The sequence below is a fragment of the Pseudomonas lurida genome (assembly GCF_013522705.1).
GTDB classification, from domain to species: domain Bacteria; phylum Pseudomonadota; class Gammaproteobacteria; order Pseudomonadales; family Pseudomonadaceae; genus Aquipseudomonas; species Aquipseudomonas quebecensis.
The window spans coordinates 301893-321302 of the sequence record NZ_JAAMRE010000001.1 but is presented as its reverse complement, the minus strand read 5'-3'; the positions used below and the strand labels follow the sequence as shown (position 1 = coordinate 321302).

The following is a 19410-nucleotide window of genomic DNA, read 5'->3' as shown; positions in this document are numbered from 1 at the left end:
AGAGCTTAGTCAGATTAGACGAGCGTGCCGGATGCAATTTCCCCCTTGCTCCGCTAGCATTACCGGCTTCCGCTTCCCAGTTGCGACGGTTTTCGATGAGTTATCAGGTTCTTGCACGTAAATGGCGCCCGCGCTCGTTCCGCGAAATGGTCGGCCAGACCCATGTGCTCAAGGCTCTGATCAATGCCTTGGACAGCCAGCGGCTGCACCACGCCTACCTGTTCACCGGTACCCGCGGGGTCGGCAAGACCACCATTGCGCGGATCATCGCCAAGTGCCTGAACTGCGAAACCGGTATTACCTCGACGCCCTGCGGCACCTGTTCGGTGTGCCGGGAAATCGACGAAGGACGTTTCGTCGACCTGATCGAGATCGACGCCGCCAGCCGCACCAAGGTCGAAGACACCCGCGAGCTGCTGGACAACGTGCAGTACGCGCCGAGCCGAGGCCGCTTCAAGGTCTACCTGATCGACGAAGTGCACATGCTCTCCAGCCATTCCTTCAACGCCTTGTTGAAAACCCTGGAAGAGCCGCCGCCCTACGTCAAATTCATCCTGGCGACCACTGACCCGCAGAAACTTCCTGCAACTATTCTGTCGCGTTGCCTGCAGTTCTCCCTGAAGAACATGACCCCCGAGCGCGTGGTCGAGCATTTGACCCATGTGCTGGGCGTCGAGAACGTACCGTTCGAAGACGACGCGCTGTGGCTGCTGGGCCGCGCGGCCGATGGTTCGATGCGTGATGCCATGAGCCTTACTGACCAGGCTATCGCCTTCGGTGAAGGCAAGGTCATGGCCGCCGATGTGCGTGCCATGCTCGGCACGCTGGATCACGGCCAGGTCTTCGACGTGCTGCACGCGTTGATCGACGGTGACGCCAAGGCATTGCTGGAAGCCGTGCGCCATTTGTCGGAGCAAGGCCCGGACTGGAACGGCGTGCTCTCGGAAATTCTCAATGTGCTGCACCGCGTGGCTATCGCCCAGGCGCTGCCCGAGGGGGTCGACAACGGCCATGGCGACCGCGACCGCGTGCTGGCGCTGGCCCAGGCATTGCCGGCCGAAGACGTGCAGTTCTATTACCAGATGGGCCTGATCGGCCGTCGCGACCTGCCCCTGGCGCCGGACCCGCGCGGCGGGTTCGAGATGGTGCTGTTGCGCATGCTGGCGTTCCGGCCCGCCGATACGGCGGACGCACCGAGACAGCCGCTAAAGCCAGTGGGGATCAGCCAGGCCACAGTTGATTCCGCCAAATCCGTGGCTGGCGTCGCCGTGGTCGCGCCAGTCGTTGCCGCGCCGGCGCTTGTAGAGCCTCCAGCGGCGCCGGCGCCGGTGGTGGAACCGGTGGCGGTTGAACCCCCTGAGCCTGTGGCGGAGGTTGACCTGCCGTGGAACGCGCCGGCGGACGCCGAGCCCGAGCCCGAACTGCAGCCCGCCGTCGAGCCGGTGCTGGAAACCCTCGGTGAGCAGCCCGAGCTGACCCCGATGCCCACGCCGACGCCTGACAGCGCAGTGCCGGATGCGCCGGAGTGGGTCAGCGCGCCGGTGCCCGAGCCAACGGTGGCACAGGTGGAAGCGGCCACGCCGGGCATCGATCTCGACGATGAGCCGCCGCTGGATGAAGATTACATCGAACCGGACATGGATTCGGCCTACAGCTACCTGGACGAGTTGGCCAGCGAACACGCCGCCGAACCGGCCCCGGAGCCCGAGCCGGAACCCGCCGCGGCGCCGGCCACCGGCCTGGCCCTGCAGTGGCTGGAACTGTTCCCGAAATTGCCGATTTCCGGCATGACCGGCAGCATCGCCGCCAACTGCACGCTGGTCGCCATCGAGGGCGACCATTGGTCGCTGCACCTGGACCCGGCCCACAGCGCCCTGTTCAACGCGACCCAGCAGCGTCGCCTGAACGACGCGTTGAACCAGTACCACGGTCGCCCGTTGACGATCAGCATCGAATTGATCAAGCCTGAGCAGGAAACCCCGGCCCAGGCCGCGACCCGCCGACGTCTGAACCGCCAGCGGGAAGCCGAGGAAGCGATCCACACCGATCCGCTCATCCAGCAAATGATGCAACAGTTCGGCGCAGTGGTCCGCCACGATACTATTGAACCTGTCGAAGCCCCGGTGCCTCAGGCGTCATGACACCGGGCTACTAACTTGATCCACGTACTTTTGAGGTGATTCCCATGATGAAAGGTGGCATGGCCGGCCTGATGAAGCAGGCCCAGCAGATGCAGGAAAAAATGGCCAAGATGCAGGAAGAACTGGCCAACGCCGAAGTCACCGGTAAAGCCGGTGGCGATATGGTCAGCGTGGTGATGACGGGTCGCCATGACATCAAGCGCGTGAGCATTGACCCGAGCCTGCTCGAAGGCGTCAGCGATGATGACCGTGAGGTGCTGGAAGATCTGTTCGCGGCTGCCGTGAACGACGCCGTGCGCAAGATCGAAGCCAACAGCCAGGACAAAATGTCCGGTGTGACCGCCGGCATGCAACTGCCGCCGGGCATGAAGCTGCCGTTCTGATCCACAGGCATTGGCTAGACTCAAATGCCAGGCATCGCGCCTGGCATTTTTGTTTATGCCGATCCGATCGAACCCCGGCCCGGCATCGATGGTCTGCACCCTATACCGACGAATTCGATAAGGAGCCCTCTGATGCCTCAAGAACCGACACTCAACCAGCGAATTGTTCTGGTCTCGCGCCCTAAAGGCGCACCGACACCGGAGAATTTCCGCCTGGAACGTGTGACCCTGCCGGAGCTGGCGGACGGCCAGGTGCTGCTTAAGACGCTTTACCTGTCCCTCGATCCTTATATGCGCGGGCGGATGAGTGACGCACCGTCCTACGCGGCACCGGTTGAAATAAACGAGGTAATGACGGGTGGCGCTGTAAGCCGTATCGAACAGTCGCGTCATCCGAAATTTGAAGTGGGTGATCTGGTGGTCGGTGCCACTGGCTGGCAGAGTCACAGCATTTCCGATGGCAGCAACCTGATACCGGTGCCTAATGGCCTGGCCAGCCCGTCCATGGCCCTGGGTGTATTGGGCATGCCTGGCATGACCGCCTATATGGGCTTGATGGACATCGGCCAGCCAAAGGCCGGCGAAACCCTAGTGGTGGCTGCAGCGTCCGGTGCGGTGGGCTCGGTGGTGGGGCAGGTGGCCAAGCTCAAGGGCTTGCGTGTGGTCGGCGTCGCCGGCGGCGCGCAAAAGTGCCGCTATGTGGTGGATGAGTTGGGCTTCGATGCCTGTATCGACCATAAAAGCGAGGACTTCGCCGATGAGCTGGCTCAGGCCTGCTTCAATGGCGTAGATATCTATTTCGAAAACGTCGGCGGCAAGGTGTTCGATGCAGTGATGCCGCTGCTCAACCCCAAGGCGCGGGTGCCGTTGTGCGGCTTGATCGCCGGTTACAACGCCCATGAAGCGCCCAGCGGCCCCGACCGCTTGCCGGCCCTGCAACGCACATTGCTGACCAAGCGCGTGCGTATCCAGGGCTTTATCGTGTTCGACGACTACGGCGACCGCCAGCCCGAATTCCTCAGCGCCATGGCGCCGTGGGTGCGCGACGGTAAGATCAAGTTCCGCGAAGACGTGGTCGACGGCCTGGAACAGGCGCCTGAAGCTTTTATCGGCCTGCTCGAAGGGCGTAACTTCGGCAAGCTGGTGGTGCGCGTCGCGCAGGATTGATCATTTGACGCTAATCCGGGGCGCGGGTATAAACCGCGTCTCGTCGTTTTGTCGGACCCATGCCCCATGAGCTTCAGCCCCCTGATTCGTCAACTGATCGACGCCCTGCGCACGTTGCCGGGCGTCGGCCAGAAAACCGCCCAGCGCATGGCGCTGCAACTGCTGGAGCGTGATCGCAGCGGCGGCACTCGCCTGGCCCAGGCCCTGAGCCAGGCCATGGAAGGCGTTGGCCATTGCCGCCAATGCCGCACCCTCACCGAAGAAGAACTCTGCCCGCAATGCGCCGACCCGCGCCGCGACGACACCTTGCTGTGCGTGGTGGAAGGGCCGATGGATGTATACGCGGTGGAGCAGACCGGCTATCGCGGACGCTACTTCGTGCTCAAGGGCCACCTTTCGCCGCTTGACGGCCTGGGGCCAGAAGCCATCGGCATCCCGCAACTGGTGGCGCGCATCGAGGAACAAGGCACCTTTACCGAAGTCATCCTCGCCACCAACCCCACGGTGGAAGGCGAAGCGACCGCGCATTACATCGCGCAACTGCTGACCAACAAAGGCCTGATCACCTCGCGTATCGCCCACGGCGTGCCGTTGGGTGGCGAGCTGGAACTGGTGGACGGCGGCACCCTGGCGCATTCGTTCGCTGGTCGCAAGCCGATCGCTCTCTAAAGACCACCGCAGGACCCACTGCTATCGGGGGCAAGCCCCCTCCCACATTTTGAGACGGTTCTTTCAGTTAGTACTGGGGGAACAGTATGGATTGGCAATGCCGCAAACTACGCGGTGCTGCGCCGTATGATCCAGCCCAGGCAATGACTGTCAAAGGTGGGAGGGGGCTTGCCCCCGATGGCGTCAGTCCGAGCAACCGTTAACGATCAGTCAACGCAAACTGCGTCAGGCAAAAAACCGGAATCCCCATATCTTCCAAGCGTTGCGAGCCGCCCAGCTCCGGCAAATCAATAATCGCCGCCGCTTCGAAGACCTTGGCCCCCATGCGCCGTACCAGGTTCGCCGCTGCGATCAAGGTACCGCCGGTGGCGATCAGATCATCGAATATCAGCACCGAGTCGCCTTCGCACAGGCTGTCGGCGTGCACTTCCAGGAAGGCTTCGCCGTATTCGGTCTGGTAACCCTCGGCCAGCACGTCGGCCGGCAGTTTGCCTTGTTTGCGGAACAGGATCAGCGGCTTGTTCAACTGGTAGGCAATGATCGAACCGATCAGAAAGCCACGGGCGTCCATCGCGCCGATATGGGTGAAGTCGGCCTCTACGTAGCGCTGGGCAAAGCTGTCAGCCACCAGGCGCAGGGCCTTGGGCGATTGGAACAGCGGCGTGATGTCACGGAAGATCACCCCAGGCTTGGGGAAGTCGATGACGGGGCGGATCAGGGATTTGATGTCGAACGAGTCGAAGGTCATCGTCGAAGAGTCCTGGGTGCGGAAAACGGACTCGAAGTATACCTGCGGCCTCGCCGATTGGCGCGGCCGCAGGTGTCTGCATCAACCTTCCAGGGAGCCTCCGGCCAGCGCGCACAGCTGGATCGGGTCGAGGATGTGCACTTCCTTGCCTTCGGCGGCGAGCAATTCGTTCTGCTGGAAACGGGTGAATACGCGGGACACGGTTTCTACCGCCAGGCCCAGGTAGTTGCCGATTTCGTTACGCGACATGCTCAGGCGGAACTGGTTGGCCGAGAACCCACGGGCACGGAAACGGGCCGACAGGTTGACCAGGAACGTAGCGATGCGCTCGTCGGCGGTTTTTTTCGACAACAGCAGCATCATTTGTTGGTCGTCACGGATCTCGCGGCTCATCACGCGCATCAACTGGCGACGCAGTTGCGGCAATTGCAGAGCCAGCTCATCCAGGCGCTCAAAGGGGATTTCGCATACTGAGGTGGTCTCCAGCGCCTGGGCCGACACCGGATGAATCTCGGTGTCCATGCCCGACAGCCCCACCAGTTCACTGGGCAGATGGAAGCCGGTGATCTGTTCCTCGCCGCCATCGCTCAGGCTGAAAGTCTTCAACGCGCCGGAACGTACTGCATAGACGGAATCGAACTTGTCACCCTGGCGAAACAGAAACTCGCCTTTTTTCAGCGGGCGACCGCGTTTAACGATGTCGTCCAGCGCATCCATGTCTTCCAGATTCAGCGAAAGTGGCAGGCAGAGGGGCGCCAGGCTGCAATCCTTGCAATGGGCCTGGCTGTGAGCGCGCAGTTTGACTGGCTCAGACATTTCTTAAATCCTTGTGGGAAAACACACATAATGCGTAAGGGTAACGCACTGTGGTGCAGTCAGGCCAGCCTGTACAAAAAAGCAGCAATGGTATAGCAACCTGCGCAGCGTCCCGGCGTCGCTCGGCTTTCAGATCACCCGCGAAAACCGCTGCCGGTTCTGATGCTCCAGATAGGCATCGAACACCATGCATACCGAGCGCACCAGCAGCCGTCCGGCCGGAAGGACGCGAATGCCCTGCTCGTCGAGCACGATCAGGCCATCCGTGGCCATCGCCTCCAGTTGAGGCCAGAGGTCAGCGAAATACCCGCGAAAATCGATGTTGAAACGCTGCTCGACGGGTTCGAAAGCCAGGCTGAAATTGCAGATCAACTGCTGAATGACTTCGCGCCGCAAGCGGTCATCGGTGGTGCACACCAGGCCACGACTGGTGGCCAACTGCGCGCCGGCCAGGGTGTTCTGATAGCTGTTGAGGTCGCTGCCGTTCTGGCAATACAGGTCGCCGATCTGGCTGATCGCCGACACGCCCAGTCCGATCAGGTCGCAATGACCGTGTGTGGTATAGCCCTGGAAGTTGCGCTGCAGCCGGCCTTCCTCCTGGGCGATGGCCAGCTCGTCATCGGGCAGGGCGAAGTGGTCCATGCCGATGTAACGATAGCCGGCCTGGGTCAGCTGTTCGATGGTGGTCTGCAGCATCAGCAGTTTTTGCGCCGGCGAGGGCAGGTCGTCGCCGTTGATGCGCCGCTGGGGCATGAAACGCTCCGGCAGGTGCGCATAGTTGAACACCGATAGACGGTCCGGTTGCAGCTTGATGACTTCCTCCACGGTACGCGCGAAGTTGATCGGCGTCTGTTTGGGCAGGCCGTAGATCAGGTCGATGTTGATCGAGCGAAATTGCAGGGTGCGCGCCGCGTCGATCACCGCGCGGGTTTCTTCCAGGCTTTGCAGGCGGTTCACTGCGCGCTGAACCTCGGGGTCGAGGTCCTGCACGCCAATGCTTACGCGGTTGAAACCCAGTTCGCGCAGCAGGCCCATGGTGGCCCAGTCGGCTTCGCGTGGGTCGATCTCGATGCCATAGTCGCCGGAGTCATCGTCCAGCAGGTTGAAGTGCTGGCGCAGGCAGGCCATCACCTGGCGCAGTTCGTCGTGACTCAGGAAGGTCGGGGTGCCGCCGCCGAAGTGCAACTGTTCCACCGCCTGCCTGGGGTCCAGGTGGCAAGCCACCAGTTGAATCTCCTGTTCCAGGCGCTGCAGGTAGGCATGGGCGCGGCCACGGTCCTTGGTGATGACTTTGTTGCAGGCGCAGTAATAGCAAATGTTCGCGCAGAACGGCACGTGCACGTACAGCGACAGTGGCCGCGTGGCCTTGCGGCTGTCACGCAGGGCGTGGAGCAGGTCGAATGTTCCGACCTGGCTGTCGAATTGCACGGCGGTTGGGTAGGACGTGTAGCGCGGCCCTGCCAGGTCGTAGCGGTTAATCAGATCGGTGTCCCAACGAATGGCGTCGAGCATGCGGGCGTCCCCCGGATAGGCTAGTGGGCCGAGTCTAGGGGCTGGCCGGGGAGGGCGCCTTGATTTGCATCAACGGGGAGCGGCGCTATGCCACACGTTGTCTAGTGGCCCATCAACCAGTGCTGATGGGGGCCGGGCAGTGTCCAGATGCCGAAGAGCATTACCAGCATGCCGCCGGCCATGCGCACGCTGCGTTTGCGCAGGAGCGCGGTGACGCGTTCCGCCGCCAGCCCGGTGGCCAGCAACACCGGCCAGGTGCCAAGGCCGAACGCGAGCATCAGCAAGCCGCTGTCCAGCGCATTACCCTGGCTGGCCGCCCACAGCAAAGTGCTGTACACCAACCCGCACGGCAACCAGCCCCACAGCGCGCCCAGCAGCAGCGCGCGAGGCAGGCTGGACACCGGCAGCAACCGGTTGGCAACCGGCTGGATATGCCGCCACAGGCCGCGACCGAGCTGTTCGATGCGGGTCAGGCCGCTCCACCACCCGGCCAGGTACAGGCCCATGCCGATCAGCAGCAGGCCGGCCAGCACCCGTAAGATCATCGCCGCCGGGCTATTGGCTACGGCCCAGCCGGCCATGCCGATCAACAGCCCGGCGCAGGCGTAACTGAGCACACGCCCCAGGTTGTACGCCAGCAGCAGACGAAAGCGGCGGCTGCGCTGTTGCTTGGGAATGGCCAGGGTCAGCGCCCCCATCAGGCCGCCGCACATGCCCAGGCAATGGCCGCCGCCGAGCAGGCCGAGGATCAGCGCGGAGACCAGCAATGGCGCCAGTTCAAACACGGGGTGGGTCCTGGGGCTTGGACGCCTGCTCGGGGCCGTTGGCTTCGTCGATGGCGGCCAGGTGGTTGGGGTCCTGGTCGTCGAACAGCACGCTGTGAGCCGGGCCGTCGAGGTCGTCGTACTGGCCGCTGTCCACGGCCCAGAAAAAGATGTAAATGGCCACGCCGACTAACAGCAGCGCCGCCGGAATCATCACGTATAAAGCTGGCATCTGCACTCCATGCCCGCGCGGCTCATGCCGGCAGCGGGCGGGTTACTTGGGGGGCGCCTGCGGCCGGCGCGCTCGGCACGCGAGTCAGGCGCAGGGCGTTGAGCACCACGGTCAACGAACTGAGGGACATGCCCACTGCCGCCCAAATGGGCGTGATCCAGCCCAAGGCGGCAAACGGCAGCATAAGGCCATTGTATAGACCCGCCCATACCAGGTTTTCAATGATCACCCGTCGGGTGCGCCGCGCCAGGCTGAAGGCCTGCACCAAGGCGTCCAGGCGGTTGGACAGCAGCACCGCGTCGGCGCTGGTCTTGGCCAGGTCGGTGGCCGAGCCCATGGCCACGCTGATATCGGCGGCGGCGAGTACCGGCACATCGTTGACGCCATCGCCGAGCATCAGCACGGTGCGGCCTTCCTGATGCAGGCGTTGCAGTACGTGCAGCTTGTCGTCGGGACGCAGGCCACCGTGGGCCTCGTCGATACCCAGTTCAAGGGCGACGCTGGCGACCATCGGCGAGCTGTCCCCCGACAGCAGCAGAGTGCGCCAGCCACGTGCCTGGCAAGCCTGCAGCAAGGCCGGTGCATCGCTGCGCAGGCGGTCGTCGAGCACGAACCAGGCGAGGGGGCCTTGGCTGTCGCCGAGCAACAGCCATTGCCCGGCGGCGTCCGGCGAGGCGGGCAGCGGGCAGCCGCTGAGTTCGCACACGAACCCCGGCTGGCCGATGCGCAGCAGGCGTTCGCCCACACGCCCCTCCAGGCCGAGACCGGGGCTGCTGAGCACTTCGTCGGCGGCCAGCGGCGCGCGTCCGAAGGCACGGGCGATCGGGTGTTCGGAACGGTTTTCCAGGGCGGCGGCCAGGCCCAGGCAGGCGTCGCTGTCCAGCGTGCCCAAGGGACGAATCGCGCGCAGCGCCAGGCGCCCCTCGGTGAGGGTGCCCGTCTTGTCGAAAATCACCGTATCGATCTGGTTCAGGCCCTCCAGCACATGGCCGCGGGTCAGCAGCAGACCGAGTTTGTGCAGGGTGCCGGTGGCGGCGGTGAGGGCTGTCGGGGTGGCCAGGGACAGCGCGCACGGGCAAGTCGCTACCAGCATCGCCAGCACGATCCAGAAGGCTCGCGACGCATCCAGCTGCCACCACAGCATGCCGATCAACGCGGCGGCGATCAACGAGCCCAGCAGGAACCATTGCGCGGCACGGTCGGCGATCCGGGCCAGGCGCGGCTTCTCGGCCTGGGCCCGCTCCAGCAGGCGCACGATGGCGGACAGTCGGGTGTCGTGGCCCAGGGCGCGTACTTCAACGGTCAACGCGCCTTCGACATTGAGGGTGCCGGCGGTGACGCTATCGCCGACCTGGCGCGCCTGCGGCAAGTACTCGCCGGTCAACAGCGATTCGTCGATGCTGGACTGACCGTCAAGGATCACCCCGTCCGCCGGCAGCACCGCGCCCGGCTGTACGTGGACCCGATCGCCCACGGCCAGTTCGCTGAGCAGAATGCGTTCGCTCTGGCCGTCGCTTTGCACGCGCAGGCATGAGGCGGGCAGCAGGTTGACCAACTGTGCAGTGGCCGCAGCCGTGCGTTCGCGGGCTCGCCGCTCCAGGTAGCGCCCGGCCAGCAGGAACAGCGCGAACATGCCCACCGCATCGAAATAGAGCTCGCCGACACCGGTGATCGCGGTCCAGATTCCGGCCAGATAGGCCCCGCCAATGGCCAGGGACACCGACACGTCCATGGTCAGGTGGCGGGTACGCAGGTCGCGCAGTGCCCCCTTGAAGAACGGCGCGCAGCTGTAGAACACAATGGGGGTTGTCAGAAACATCGCCACCCAGCGCAGGATCACATGCAGCTCCGGGCTTAGATCAATATTGAATTCCGGCCAAGTGGCCATGGTTGCCATCATCGCCTGGAACCACAGCAACCCGGCTACACCCAGTTGGCGCAGGGCCAGGCGGTTTTCGCTGGCCAGTTGTTCGGCGGCGCGGTCCGCTTGATACGGATGGGCGGCGTAGCCGATATGGCGCAGTTCGCCGAGCACCTGGCTCAACGGCAGCTGCCCATCGGCCCAGCGGACCTGTAAACGATGGTTGGACAAGTTCAGTCGCGCCTCGGCCACGGCGGGCAGGCTGCGCAGATGCTTTTCGATCAGCCAGCCACAGGCCGCGCAACTGATGCCTTCCATCAGCAGGGTGGTTTCGGCCAGTTCGCCGTCATGGCGCACAAAGGGTTTTTGCACGTCGGCGCGGTCATACAGCGCCAACTCCTCTACCAGTTGCACCGGCAGCGCTTCGGGGTTGGCCGAGGCTTCGCTGCGATGCTGGTAATAGCTTTCCAGGCCCCCGGCCACAATCGCTTCGGCCACCGCCTGGCAACCGGGGCAGCAGAGTTCGCGGCGCTCGCCGAGGATCCGGGCGGTGAACCGGCTGCCGGGCGGCACGGGCAGGGCGCAGTGGTAGCAGGGGGTTGGGCTGGTCATGGCTTAGTTCCGCAGATCGTTCCCACGCTTTGCGTAGGAACGCCTCGCTGGACGCTCCGCGTCCGCTTTTGTGACGCTGAGCGTCACGGGCTGCATTCCCACACGGAGCGTGGGAACGATCAATCAAGTTACTTCTTCAGGTCTTCGGCGCCCTGCAACGGCTCATCACCCAACAGCAAATCCTTGTCGTGGCTGACCTCTTCCTCCTCAAACAAGCGCCAGGTCCGGTCACCCTCGGTGCCGAGTAATTCCACGAAGCGGCGGCCTTCGACCTTGTCGGTGACCTGGCCCAGGTAACGGCCCGGTTCGCTGTCGCTGCGGGTCAGGTTGATCTTGCGGTCTTTCTCCGGCTGGGTCGGCGAAATCAGGCTCAACTGCAGGGTGTTGGGGTTGCTGTAGCCGATGAGGTTCAGCTCGACCTCACCGGTCAGTTCGTCCAGGTGCAGCTTGGCGCGCAGTTGCAGGGTCTGGGCCAGCCGTTCGCGGTCCAGCGAACGATTGATGCCTTTGCCGGCCTCGTAATAGTTGTCGTTGACCAGGTTGTCCGGGTTGTTCACCGCGATCGTCACCATGGACAAGGTCAAGGTCACCGAGCAGGCGAGGATCCCGATGATGATCCAGGGCCAGAGGTGCTTGTACCAAGGGCTTGCGGCAGTGGCTGCGGGCATTGTTCTGCTCTCTGTCTAACGGCGTATTGGTTAACGAACCTGGGGGCCGATGAATCGGCTCTTGGCTTCGACGTGAATGCTCGGGTCATCGGCATCCTTGAGGATGAACGTCACCTCGTTGGTGCTCGACGGCACCTGTTCCGGCGCACTCGACAGTTCCACCGGCATGCTCACGATATCCCCGGCGGCCACCTTGATTTCGCGTCGGCCCTGCAGCTTGAGGTCCGGCAGGCCGTCGGCATCGAGCACGTAGGTATGGTCGCGCTGGTCTTTGTTCATGATTTTCAGGCTGTAGACGTTTTCGATGCGACCTTCGGCGTTTTCGCGAAACAGTACGCGGTCCTTGCTGACGTCGAAGCCCACCAGCGAGCGCATGAAGAACGCTGTGACCAGCAGGCTGATCATCGCCAGCAATACCAGTGCGTAGCCGATCAGGCGAGGGCGCAGCTTGTGGGTCTTCTGACCGGACAGGTTATGTTCGGTGGTGTAGCTGATCAGGCCGCGCGGGTATTCCATCTTGTCCATGATGTTGTCGCAGGCATCGATGCACGCCGCGCAGCCGATGCATTCGATCTGCAGCCCGTCACGGATGTCGATGCCGGTCGGGCAGACCTGTACGCACATGGTGCAGTCGATGCAGTCGCCCAGGCCCTGGGCCTTGTAATCCGCACCCTTTTTACGCGGCCCACGCAGTTCGCCACGGCGCGGGTCGTAGGAGACGATCAGGGTGTCCTTGTCGAACATCACGCTCTGGAACCGCGCATACGGGCACATGTAGATGCACACCTGCTCGCGCAGCCAGCCGGCATTGCCATAGGTGGCCAGGGTGAAGAAGCCCACCCAGAAATACGACCAGCCATCAGCCTGGCCGGTGAAGAAGTCGAATACCAATTCGCGGATCGGCGAGAAGTAACCCACGAAGGTCATGCCGGTGACGAAACCGATGATCAGCCACAGGCTGTGCTTGCTGAACTTGCGCAGGAATTTGTTGGCGCTCATCGGCGCTTTGTCGAGCTTGATGCGCTGGTTGCGGTCGCCTTCGGTGACTTTTTCGCACCACATGAAGATCCACGTCCACACGCTTTGCGGGCAGGTATAGCCGCACCACACACGCCCGGCGTACACGGTGATAAAGAACAGGCCGAACGCGGCGACGATCAGGATGCCCGACAGCAGGATGAAATCCTGGGGCCAGAAGGTGGCACCAAAAATAAAGAACTTACGTTCCGGCAGGTTCCACCATACGGCCTGGTGACCGCCCCAGTTCAGCCACACTGTGCCGAAGTACAGCAGGAACAGTCCGGCACCGCCGAGCATACGCAGATTACGGAACAGGCCGGTGAAGGCGCGGGTGTAGATTTTCTCGCGCGCGGCGTAGAGATCGACCGTCTGGCTCGAATGTTTGGCAGGCGGGGTAACGTCATGTACCGGTATTTGGTCGCTCATCATTGCATCCCACGGCGGTGGAGATTTGCCTCGGCCAGTACGTGCCAACCGCGGTCAAATTAGGGGTGTTGCAGTAGCGTAATGATACGCCCCCGATGGTACGTCAAGGGTGCGACCTTTGGTCGCGTTGGGGGAAATCAATTGATGGTGTACATGATCTGGATCAATTGACTTGGGAAGTATGGACGGTTCCTATCGGTTAGGCGGTCATTCGTCCCACGGATTGATCAGTGGAACGCCGCTGGATTTGAAATCGCTGACGTTGCGCGTGACAACTGTGAGCCCATGGACCAGAGCGGTCGCGGCAATCAATGCATCGCTTTCGTTCGCTTGGTCCGGCACATGCAGGTGCGCACAACGCAGCGCGACGGCTGCATCCACCGGCAGAATTCTGGCATCGAAAGCGGGTATCACATGACGCTTGAGCCAGGTTCGCAACACTTTCCCCTGAGCCGGGTCTCGCCGCTCCATACGCAAGACCCCGGTTTCCAATTCTTTCAAGGTGATTGCCGAAATAAACAGACGCGGAGCAATGACACTTTTGGCCCAGGCGACCACGTTTGCATCAGCCTGGGGTTTACGAAGTTCAGAAATGACGTTGGTGTCGAGTAGATACATCAAGAGAGGTCCACGGGTCGATGAGTGATCACGGCACGTTCGGTTTCGAAGTCGATCTCTGCCGCTTCCGGCATCACCAACAGGTCAACGATGTCGGCATTGAGCCCTGTCAGTTTCTGATAGTCCTCAATGCTTAGCAGTACATGGGCAGGCTTGCCGCGATCGGTGATAAAAACCGGCCCTTGGCGGGTGGCTTTTTTGGCACCACTTGTGTCTTGGTTGAATTCGCGGCTGGAAATGGTCGTGATGGTCATGGGGGCCTCCCACTTGTCGGGGTGAATGTAGTTACGTTACTACTCTCCGGTGGCAAGCTTCAAGCGGCAAGCCACAAGGGGTAGAGCGTCGTTTGAGTTATCGCTGCATCTTGAACGAGAAAAGCCCCGCCAGCGTTCGCTGTACGGGGCTTTTCTCGTGTCGCTTGCGGCTTGAGTTCTAATCCTGCTTCTGTGACAAGCTGTAAACATACGCCGCGAGCAAGTGCACCTTGTCGTTGCCCTGCAGTTGCTCCTGTGCAGGCATCTGGCCCTGGCGGCCGTAGCGGATGGTTTGCTGCAACTGAGCGAAGCTCGAACCGTAGATGAACGCGCCGGGATGAGTCAGGTCGGGCGCGCCCATGGCGGGGGTGCCTTTGCCGGCAGGGCCGTGGCAGGCCACGCAGTTGGCGGCGAAGAGTTTTTCACCGTTGGCCACGTCGGCCTTGGCGCCTTCAGGCAATTTGCGCCCGTCGAGTTTGGTCACCACAAAGCCGGCCACATCGGCCACGCCTTGTTCGCCGATCACTTCGGCCCAGCCTGGCATCACCGCGTGGCGGCCTTTGAGGATGGTTTCCTTGATGGTGTTGGGTTCGCCGCCCCAGCGCCAGTCGGCGTCGGTCAGGTTGGGGAAGCCATAGGCGCCTTTGGCGTCGGAGCCGTGGCACACCGAGCAGTTAGAGGCAAACAGGCGGCCGCCCATTTTCAGTGCTTGCGGGTCTTTGGCGACTTCTTCAATCGGCATCGACGCGAATTTGGCGAAGATCGGCCCGAACTTGGCATCCGACCTGGCCATTTCCTTTTCCCATTCGTGTACGCCGGTCCAGCCGGTCTGGCCGTTGGCGAAAGGGGTTTGTTTGTCGTTGTCGAGGTAGTTGTAGCCCGGCAGCAGGCCTTTCCAGTTGCCCAGGCCCGGGTAAAGCACCAGGTAACCGAGGGCAAAGACGATGGTGCCGACGAACAGCATGAACCACCACTTGGGCAGCGGGTTGTCGTACTCCTCGATGCCATCGAACGAGTGGCCGACGGTTTCGTCGGTTTGCTCGGCGCGCTGGCCCTTGCGGGTCGACAGCAGCAGCCAGGTCAGGGCGAAGATGGTACCCAGACTGAGGACTGTGACGTACAGACTCCAGAACGTAGTCATTCTTTGTTACTCCTAGAAGCTTGCTCGACGTGCTTGATGGCTTCGGGGTCATCCGCAAAGGGCAGCATGGTTGCGTCGTCAAACTCCGACTTGCGCTTGGGGCTGAACACCCACAGCGCCAGGCCGATAAAGGCCACCATCACCACAACGGTGCCCAGGCCGCGAATCATCCCGATATCCATGAAGAATCACCGTTTGCTTTTGATGATGGTGCCCAGGCCCTGCAGGTAGGCCACCAATGCGTCCATTTCGGTCTTGCCCTTCACCGCAGCGGCTGCACCAGCGATGTCTTCGTCGGTGTAGGGCACGCCCAGGGTGCGCAGGACTTCCATCTTCTTCGCGGTGTCCTTGCCGTCGAGCTTGTTTTCCACGAGGAACGGGTACGCCGGCATTTTCGACTCAGGCACTACGTTGCGCGGGTTGTACAAGTGCGCACGGTGCCAGTCATCGGAGTAACGCCCGCCGACACGGGCCAGGTCCGGGCCGGTGCGCTTGGAGCCCCACAGGAACGGGTGGTCCCACACGCTTTCACCGGCCACCGAGTAGTGGCCGTAGCGTTCGGTTTCGGCGCGGAACGGGCGGATCATCTGCGAGTGGCAGCCCACGCAGCCGTTGGCGATATAGACGTCGCGGCCTTCCAGTTCTAGGGCGGTGCGCGGCTTCATGCCTTCGACCGGTTTGTTGGTCACGTCCTGGAAGAACAGCGGAACGATTTGGGTCAACCCACCGATACTCACGGCGATGACCATGAAGAAGGCCAGCAGGCCGATATTCTTCTCGACGACTTCATGCTTCATCAGTGGGCTCCCACAACGGCGATCTTGGCGGCGGCTTCGGCTTCGGCCGGGTCGGAGGCACGCACGGTGCGCCAGACGTTATAGGCCATGAACAGCATGCCGGTAGCAAAGAACGCGCCGCCCAGGGCACGGACGATGTAACCCGGATGGCTGGCTTGCAGCGCTTCGACGAAGGAGTAGGTGAGGGTGCCGTCATCGTTGATCGCACGCCACATCAAGCCCTGGGTGATGCCGTTGACCCACATCGAAGCGATGTAAAGCACCGTGCCGATGGTGGCGAGCCAGAAGTGCGTATTGATCAGCCCGACGCTGTGCATCTGCACGCGGCCGAACAGTTTGGGGATCATGTGGTACAGCGCGCCGATGGAGATCATCGCCACCCAGCCGAGGGCGCCGGCGTGTACGTGGCCGATGGTCCAGTCGGTGTAGTGGGAGAGCGAGTTGACGGTCTTGATCGCCATCATCGGCCCTTCGAAGGTCGACATGCCGTAGAACGCCAGCGACACCACCAAAAAGCGCAGGATCGGATCGGTGCGCAACTTATGCCAGGCGCCCGAGAGGGTCATCATGCCGTTGATCATGCCGCCCCAGCTTGGCGCCAGCAGGATGATCGACATGGCCATGCCCAAGGACTGCGCCCAGTCCGGCAGCGCGGTGTAGTGCAGGTGGTGAGGGCCGGCCCAGATGTACAGGGTGATCAGCGCCCAGAAGTGCACGATGGACAGGCGATAGGAGTAGATGGGGCGTTCGGCCTGTTTGGGCACGAAGTAGTACATCATCCCCAGGAACCCGGTGGTCAGGAAGAAACCTACGGCATTGTGGCCGTACCACCACTGGATCATCGCGTCCGTTGCACCGGCGTAGGCCGAGTAGGACTTGAACAGGCTGACCGGCAACGAGGCGTGGTTGACGATATGCAGCATCGCCGTCACCAGGATGAAGGCACCGTAGAACCAGTTGCCCACATAGATATGCTTGGTCTTGCGCTTGACGATGGTGCCGAAGAACACCACTGCGTAGGTCACCCAGACGATGGCGAGCAAAATCGCGATCGGCCATTCCAGCTCGGCGTATTCCTTGGTGGTGGTGTAACCCAGCGGCAAGGTGACGATGGCGCCGATGATGACCGCTTGCCAACCCCAGAAGGTGAAGGCGGCGAGGCTATCGGAGATCAGTCGCGTCTGGCAGGTTCGCTGCACGACATAGTAGGAGGTGGCAAACAATGCACATCCGCCGAAGGCGAAGATCACCAGGTTGGTGTGCAGCGGGCGCAGGCGACCGAAGGTCGTCCAGGGCAGGTCGAAATTCAATTCCGGCCAGACCAGTTGCGAGGCGATGAACACCCCGAGCCCCATGCCAAGGATCCCCCAGACCACCGTCATGATGGCGAACTGGCGGACTACCTTATAGTTATAAGCAGTCGGACTGATTGCTGTGCTCATTCTAAGGTTCCACGGTTTAGGTTTTTTTATAGGTAAAAATCGGCCGCAAGTATGTAGAAAGCGAGGGGTCATTGCAACGCAATGGCTGACCTGTATCAATGCGTTCCACGCCAGATTCTGCGCCCTTTCCATATTTAGCGTAAGGACAAAATCCGAAATCGAAAGCTGATCGAGTGGACAGGAAAATTTGCGGGTCGCAACGCTGCTCGTCGCGCACACCAGGATCGGTCCACTGTGCAAGCAAGCGTAGACCCGAATGGGAGGAGGGGAAAGGTTTGCCTGAGAGGGGTGCGACACTTGGTCGCGCGGCTCGGTCAGGAACCGCCGCCGGTAAAAAAAGGGCCGCCCCGGGAGGGGCGGCCGTCAGCGCTTATTGCGCCTGGCTTTCTGGCTTTGCGCCATCAGCGTTGTGGGACAGGCTGTACACGTAAGCCGCCAGCAAATGCACCTTGTCATTGCCCTGCAGGGTTTCCTGGGCGGGCATCTGGCCTTGGCGGCCGTGACGGATAGTCTGCTGCAGTTGCGCCAGGCTGGTGCCGTAGATAAAGCCGCCGGGCTCGGTCAGGTTAGGCGCGCCCATGGCTTCCACACCGTGGCCTTGCGGGCCGTGACAGGCGACGCAGGTGGTATTGAAGGTGGCCTGGCCGGCGGCCAGATCGGCGGCGCTGTCGGCCGGCAGCGGCAACTTGGCCAGGTCATGACGCACATAGGCCGCGACGTTTTTCACCCCGTCCTCGCCCAGCACTTCACCCCAGGCCGGCATTGCTGCGTGGCGGCCATTCATGATGGTGGCCTTGATCGCCTCGGCCGAACCGCCCCAGCGCCACAGGTTGTCGGCCAGGTTCGGGAAGCCATACGCGCCCTTGGCGTCCGAGCCGTGGCACACCGCGCAGTTGGAGGCGAACAGGCGGCCGCCCATTTTCAGCGCCTGTGGGTCTTTGGCCACTTCTTCCACGGGCATCGCTGCGAATTTGGCGAAGATCGGCCCGAACCTGGTGTCGGCCTTGGCCATCTCCTTCTCCCACTCCTTGGCCGAGGTCCAGCCGTCTTCATAGCCCGGCAGCACGCCTTTCCAATTGCCCAGGCCCGGGTAGAGGATCAGGTAGCCGACCGCGAACACCAGGGTGCCGGCGAACAGCATGAACCACCACTGGGGCAGCGGGTTGTCGTATTCCTCGATGCCATCGAAGGCGTGGCCCATGGTCTGGTCGACACTGCCCTTGGTCTCGCCCTTGCGGGTGCCGATCAGCAGCCAGGTCAGCCCGATCAGGCTGCCGAGGGTCAGTACGCAGATCCATGTACTCCAGAACAGGGTCATGGCCGAGTGCTCCTTATTGCAGGCTCTTCTTGAGCGTCGGATGGGGTGGCGGTGGGCTCATCGGCGAACGGCAGCAGGCGCGCCTGCTCGAACTCCGCATTGCGCCGATTGTTGAACACCCACAGCGACAGGCCGATAAAAGCGATGGCGACGACCAGCGTGCCAAGGCCGCGGATGGTGCCCGCATCGAATTCAAATCCCATGGCTCACCTCTTGCTCTTGATGGCAGTGCCGAGCACTTGCAGGTACGACACCAGTGCGTCCATCTCGGTCTTGCCCTTGAGGCTGGCCACGGCACCCTTGATGTCGTCGTCGGTGTATGGCACGCCGAGGGTGCGCATTACGTTCAACTTGGTCTCGGTGTGGCTGCTGTCGACCTGGGCCGTGACAAGCCACGGGTAGGCCGGCATTTTCGACTCAGGCACCACGTTGCGCGGGTTGTACAAGTGCGCACGGTGCCAGTCGTCCGAGTAGCGCGCGCCGACGCGTGCCAGGTCCGGCCCGGTGCGCTTGGAGCCCCACAGGAACGGGTGGTCCCACACGCTTTCACCGGCCACCGAGTAGTGGCCGTAGCGTTCGGTCTCGGCGCGGAACGGGCGGATCATCTGCGAGTGGCACTGCACGCAGCCTTCGCGGATGTAGATGTCGCGGCCTTCCAGCTGCAGCGCGGTGTAGGGCTTCATGCCTTCGACCGGCTTGTTGGTCACGTCCTGGAAGAACAGCGGGACGATCTGGGTCAGGCCGCCGATGCTTACGGCAAGCACCATCAGCAGCATCAGCAGGCCGACGTTTTTTTCAATCGTTTCGTGTTTCATCATCGA

Annotated in this window: 21 protein-coding genes; 4 read left to right on the top strand and 17 right to left on the bottom strand. The window is 62.3% G+C overall.

What is annotated here, in order from left to right:
- The first annotated feature begins 95 nt into the window (after window positions 1-95).
- The 4 genes from dnaX (at window position 96) to recR (ending at window position 4360) form a co-directional block, all read left to right on the top strand.
- Window positions 96-2141 carry a DNA polymerase III subunit gamma/tau gene (gene dnaX, locus G7025_RS01425; RefSeq protein ID WP_181076085.1) on the top strand — a complete coding sequence of 682 codons (2046 nt, stop codon included), beginning with the start codon at window positions 96-98 and terminating at the stop codon, window positions 2139-2141.
- Between the two features lie 44 nt (window positions 2142-2185).
- Complete coding sequence (locus tag G7025_RS01420; protein WP_017527493.1) at window positions 2186-2524, top strand: YbaB/EbfC family nucleoid-associated protein; 339 nt, start codon at window positions 2186-2188, stop codon at window positions 2522-2524.
- A 132-nt stretch (window positions 2525-2656) separates the two neighbouring features.
- A complete protein-coding gene (locus G7025_RS01415; protein WP_181076083.1) occupies window positions 2657-3691 on the top strand; it encodes an NADP-dependent oxidoreductase in 1035 nt (344 codons plus the stop codon).
- Between the two features lie 66 nt (window positions 3692-3757).
- A complete protein-coding gene (gene recR / locus G7025_RS01410) occupies window positions 3758-4360 on the top strand; it encodes a recombination mediator RecR (RefSeq protein ID WP_014719453.1) in 603 nt (200 codons plus the stop codon).
- 199 nt (window positions 4361-4559) lie between these two features.
- Here recR and G7025_RS01405 read toward each other — a convergent pair whose 3' ends face one another.
- The 17 genes from G7025_RS01405 to ccoO (G7025_RS01325) all read right to left on the bottom strand — a co-directional run bounded on the left by G7025_RS01405 (window position 4560) and on the right by ccoO (G7025_RS01325) (window position 19404).
- Window positions 4560-5108, bottom strand: a complete 549-nt coding sequence (locus tag G7025_RS01405; protein ID WP_181076081.1) for an adenine phosphoribosyltransferase — start codon at window positions 5106-5108, stop codon at window positions 4560-4562.
- A gap of 81 nt (window positions 5109-5189) precedes the next feature.
- Window positions 5190-5924: a fumarate/nitrate reduction transcriptional regulator Fnr gene (gene fnr, locus G7025_RS01400; RefSeq protein WP_181076079.1), complete on the bottom strand. Its 735-nt coding sequence runs from the start codon at window positions 5922-5924 to the stop codon at window positions 5190-5192.
- A gap of 129 nt (window positions 5925-6053) precedes the next feature.
- A complete protein-coding gene (gene hemN, locus G7025_RS01395) occupies window positions 6054-7436 on the bottom strand; it encodes an oxygen-independent coproporphyrinogen III oxidase (protein WP_181076077.1) in 1383 nt (460 codons plus the stop codon).
- Window positions 7437-7537: 101 nt separating this feature from the next.
- Window positions 7538-8221 (bottom strand): sulfite exporter TauE/SafE family protein, encoded by a 684-nt coding sequence (locus G7025_RS01390; protein WP_181076075.1) that lies wholly within the window; start codon window positions 8219-8221, stop codon window positions 7538-7540.
- On the bottom strand, window positions 8214-8432 hold the full coding sequence (ccoS, locus tag G7025_RS01385; protein ID WP_181076073.1) for a cbb3-type cytochrome oxidase assembly protein CcoS: 219 nt from the start codon (window positions 8430-8432) through the stop codon (window positions 8214-8216). The genes G7025_RS01390 and ccoS overlap by 8 nt, the downstream gene beginning before the upstream one ends.
- A gap of 22 nt (window positions 8433-8454) precedes the next feature.
- Window positions 8455-10905 carry a heavy metal translocating P-type ATPase gene (locus G7025_RS01380; protein WP_181076071.1) on the bottom strand — a complete coding sequence of 817 codons (2451 nt, stop codon included), beginning with the start codon at window positions 10903-10905 and terminating at the stop codon, window positions 8455-8457.
- Between the two features lie 128 nt (window positions 10906-11033).
- On the bottom strand, window positions 11034-11573 hold the full coding sequence (locus tag G7025_RS01375; RefSeq protein WP_181076069.1) for a FixH family protein: 540 nt from the start codon (window positions 11571-11573) through the stop codon (window positions 11034-11036).
- Between the two features lie 30 nt (window positions 11574-11603).
- The gene (gene ccoG / locus G7025_RS01370) at window positions 11604-13019 is read right to left on the bottom strand and encodes a cytochrome c oxidase accessory protein CcoG (RefSeq protein WP_181076067.1); all 1416 of its coding nucleotides are present in this window, start codon (window positions 13017-13019) and stop codon (window positions 11604-11606) included.
- A gap of 207 nt (window positions 13020-13226) precedes the next feature.
- Window positions 13227-13637 carry a type II toxin-antitoxin system VapC family toxin gene (locus G7025_RS01365; RefSeq protein ID WP_181076065.1) on the bottom strand — a complete coding sequence of 137 codons (411 nt, stop codon included), beginning with the start codon at window positions 13635-13637 and terminating at the stop codon, window positions 13227-13229.
- Window positions 13637-13891 carry a type II toxin-antitoxin system Phd/YefM family antitoxin gene (locus tag G7025_RS01360; protein WP_181076063.1) on the bottom strand — a complete coding sequence of 85 codons (255 nt, stop codon included), beginning with the start codon at window positions 13889-13891 and terminating at the stop codon, window positions 13637-13639. The genes G7025_RS01365 and G7025_RS01360 overlap by 1 nt, the downstream gene beginning before the upstream one ends.
- Window positions 13892-14069: 178 nt before the next feature.
- Window positions 14070-15032 carry a cytochrome-c oxidase, cbb3-type subunit III gene (gene ccoP, locus G7025_RS01355; protein WP_181076061.1) on the bottom strand — a complete coding sequence of 321 codons (963 nt, stop codon included), beginning with the start codon at window positions 15030-15032 and terminating at the stop codon, window positions 14070-14072.
- The gene (locus G7025_RS01350; RefSeq protein ID WP_016775513.1) at window positions 15029-15214 is read right to left on the bottom strand and encodes a CcoQ/FixQ family Cbb3-type cytochrome c oxidase assembly chaperone; all 186 of its coding nucleotides are present in this window, start codon (window positions 15212-15214) and stop codon (window positions 15029-15031) included. Before G7025_RS01350 ends, ccoP (G7025_RS01355) begins: the two co-directional genes overlap by 4 nt.
- A 6-nt stretch (window positions 15215-15220) precedes the next feature.
- Window positions 15221-15829: a cytochrome-c oxidase, cbb3-type subunit II gene (gene ccoO, locus G7025_RS01345; RefSeq protein WP_181076059.1), complete on the bottom strand. Its 609-nt coding sequence runs from the start codon at window positions 15827-15829 to the stop codon at window positions 15221-15223.
- A complete protein-coding gene (ccoN, locus tag G7025_RS01340) occupies window positions 15829-17271 on the bottom strand; it encodes a cytochrome-c oxidase, cbb3-type subunit I (protein WP_181076057.1) in 1443 nt (480 codons plus the stop codon). The genes ccoO (G7025_RS01345) and ccoN overlap by 1 nt, the downstream gene beginning before the upstream one ends.
- A 370-nt stretch (window positions 17272-17641) precedes the next feature.
- Entirely contained in the window at window positions 17642-18589 is a 948-nt protein-coding gene (gene ccoP, locus G7025_RS01335; RefSeq protein ID WP_181076055.1) for a cytochrome-c oxidase, cbb3-type subunit III, read from the bottom strand.
- Entirely contained in the window at window positions 18586-18792 is a 207-nt protein-coding gene (locus G7025_RS01330) for a cbb3-type cytochrome oxidase subunit 3 (protein WP_003175459.1), read from the bottom strand. Before G7025_RS01330 ends, ccoP (G7025_RS01335) begins: the two co-directional genes overlap by 4 nt.
- 3 nt (window positions 18793-18795) lie before the next feature.
- Complete coding sequence (gene ccoO, locus G7025_RS01325) at window positions 18796-19404, bottom strand: cytochrome-c oxidase, cbb3-type subunit II (protein ID WP_181076053.1); 609 nt, start codon at window positions 19402-19404, stop codon at window positions 18796-18798.
- Window positions 19405-19410: the final 6 nt, after the last annotated feature.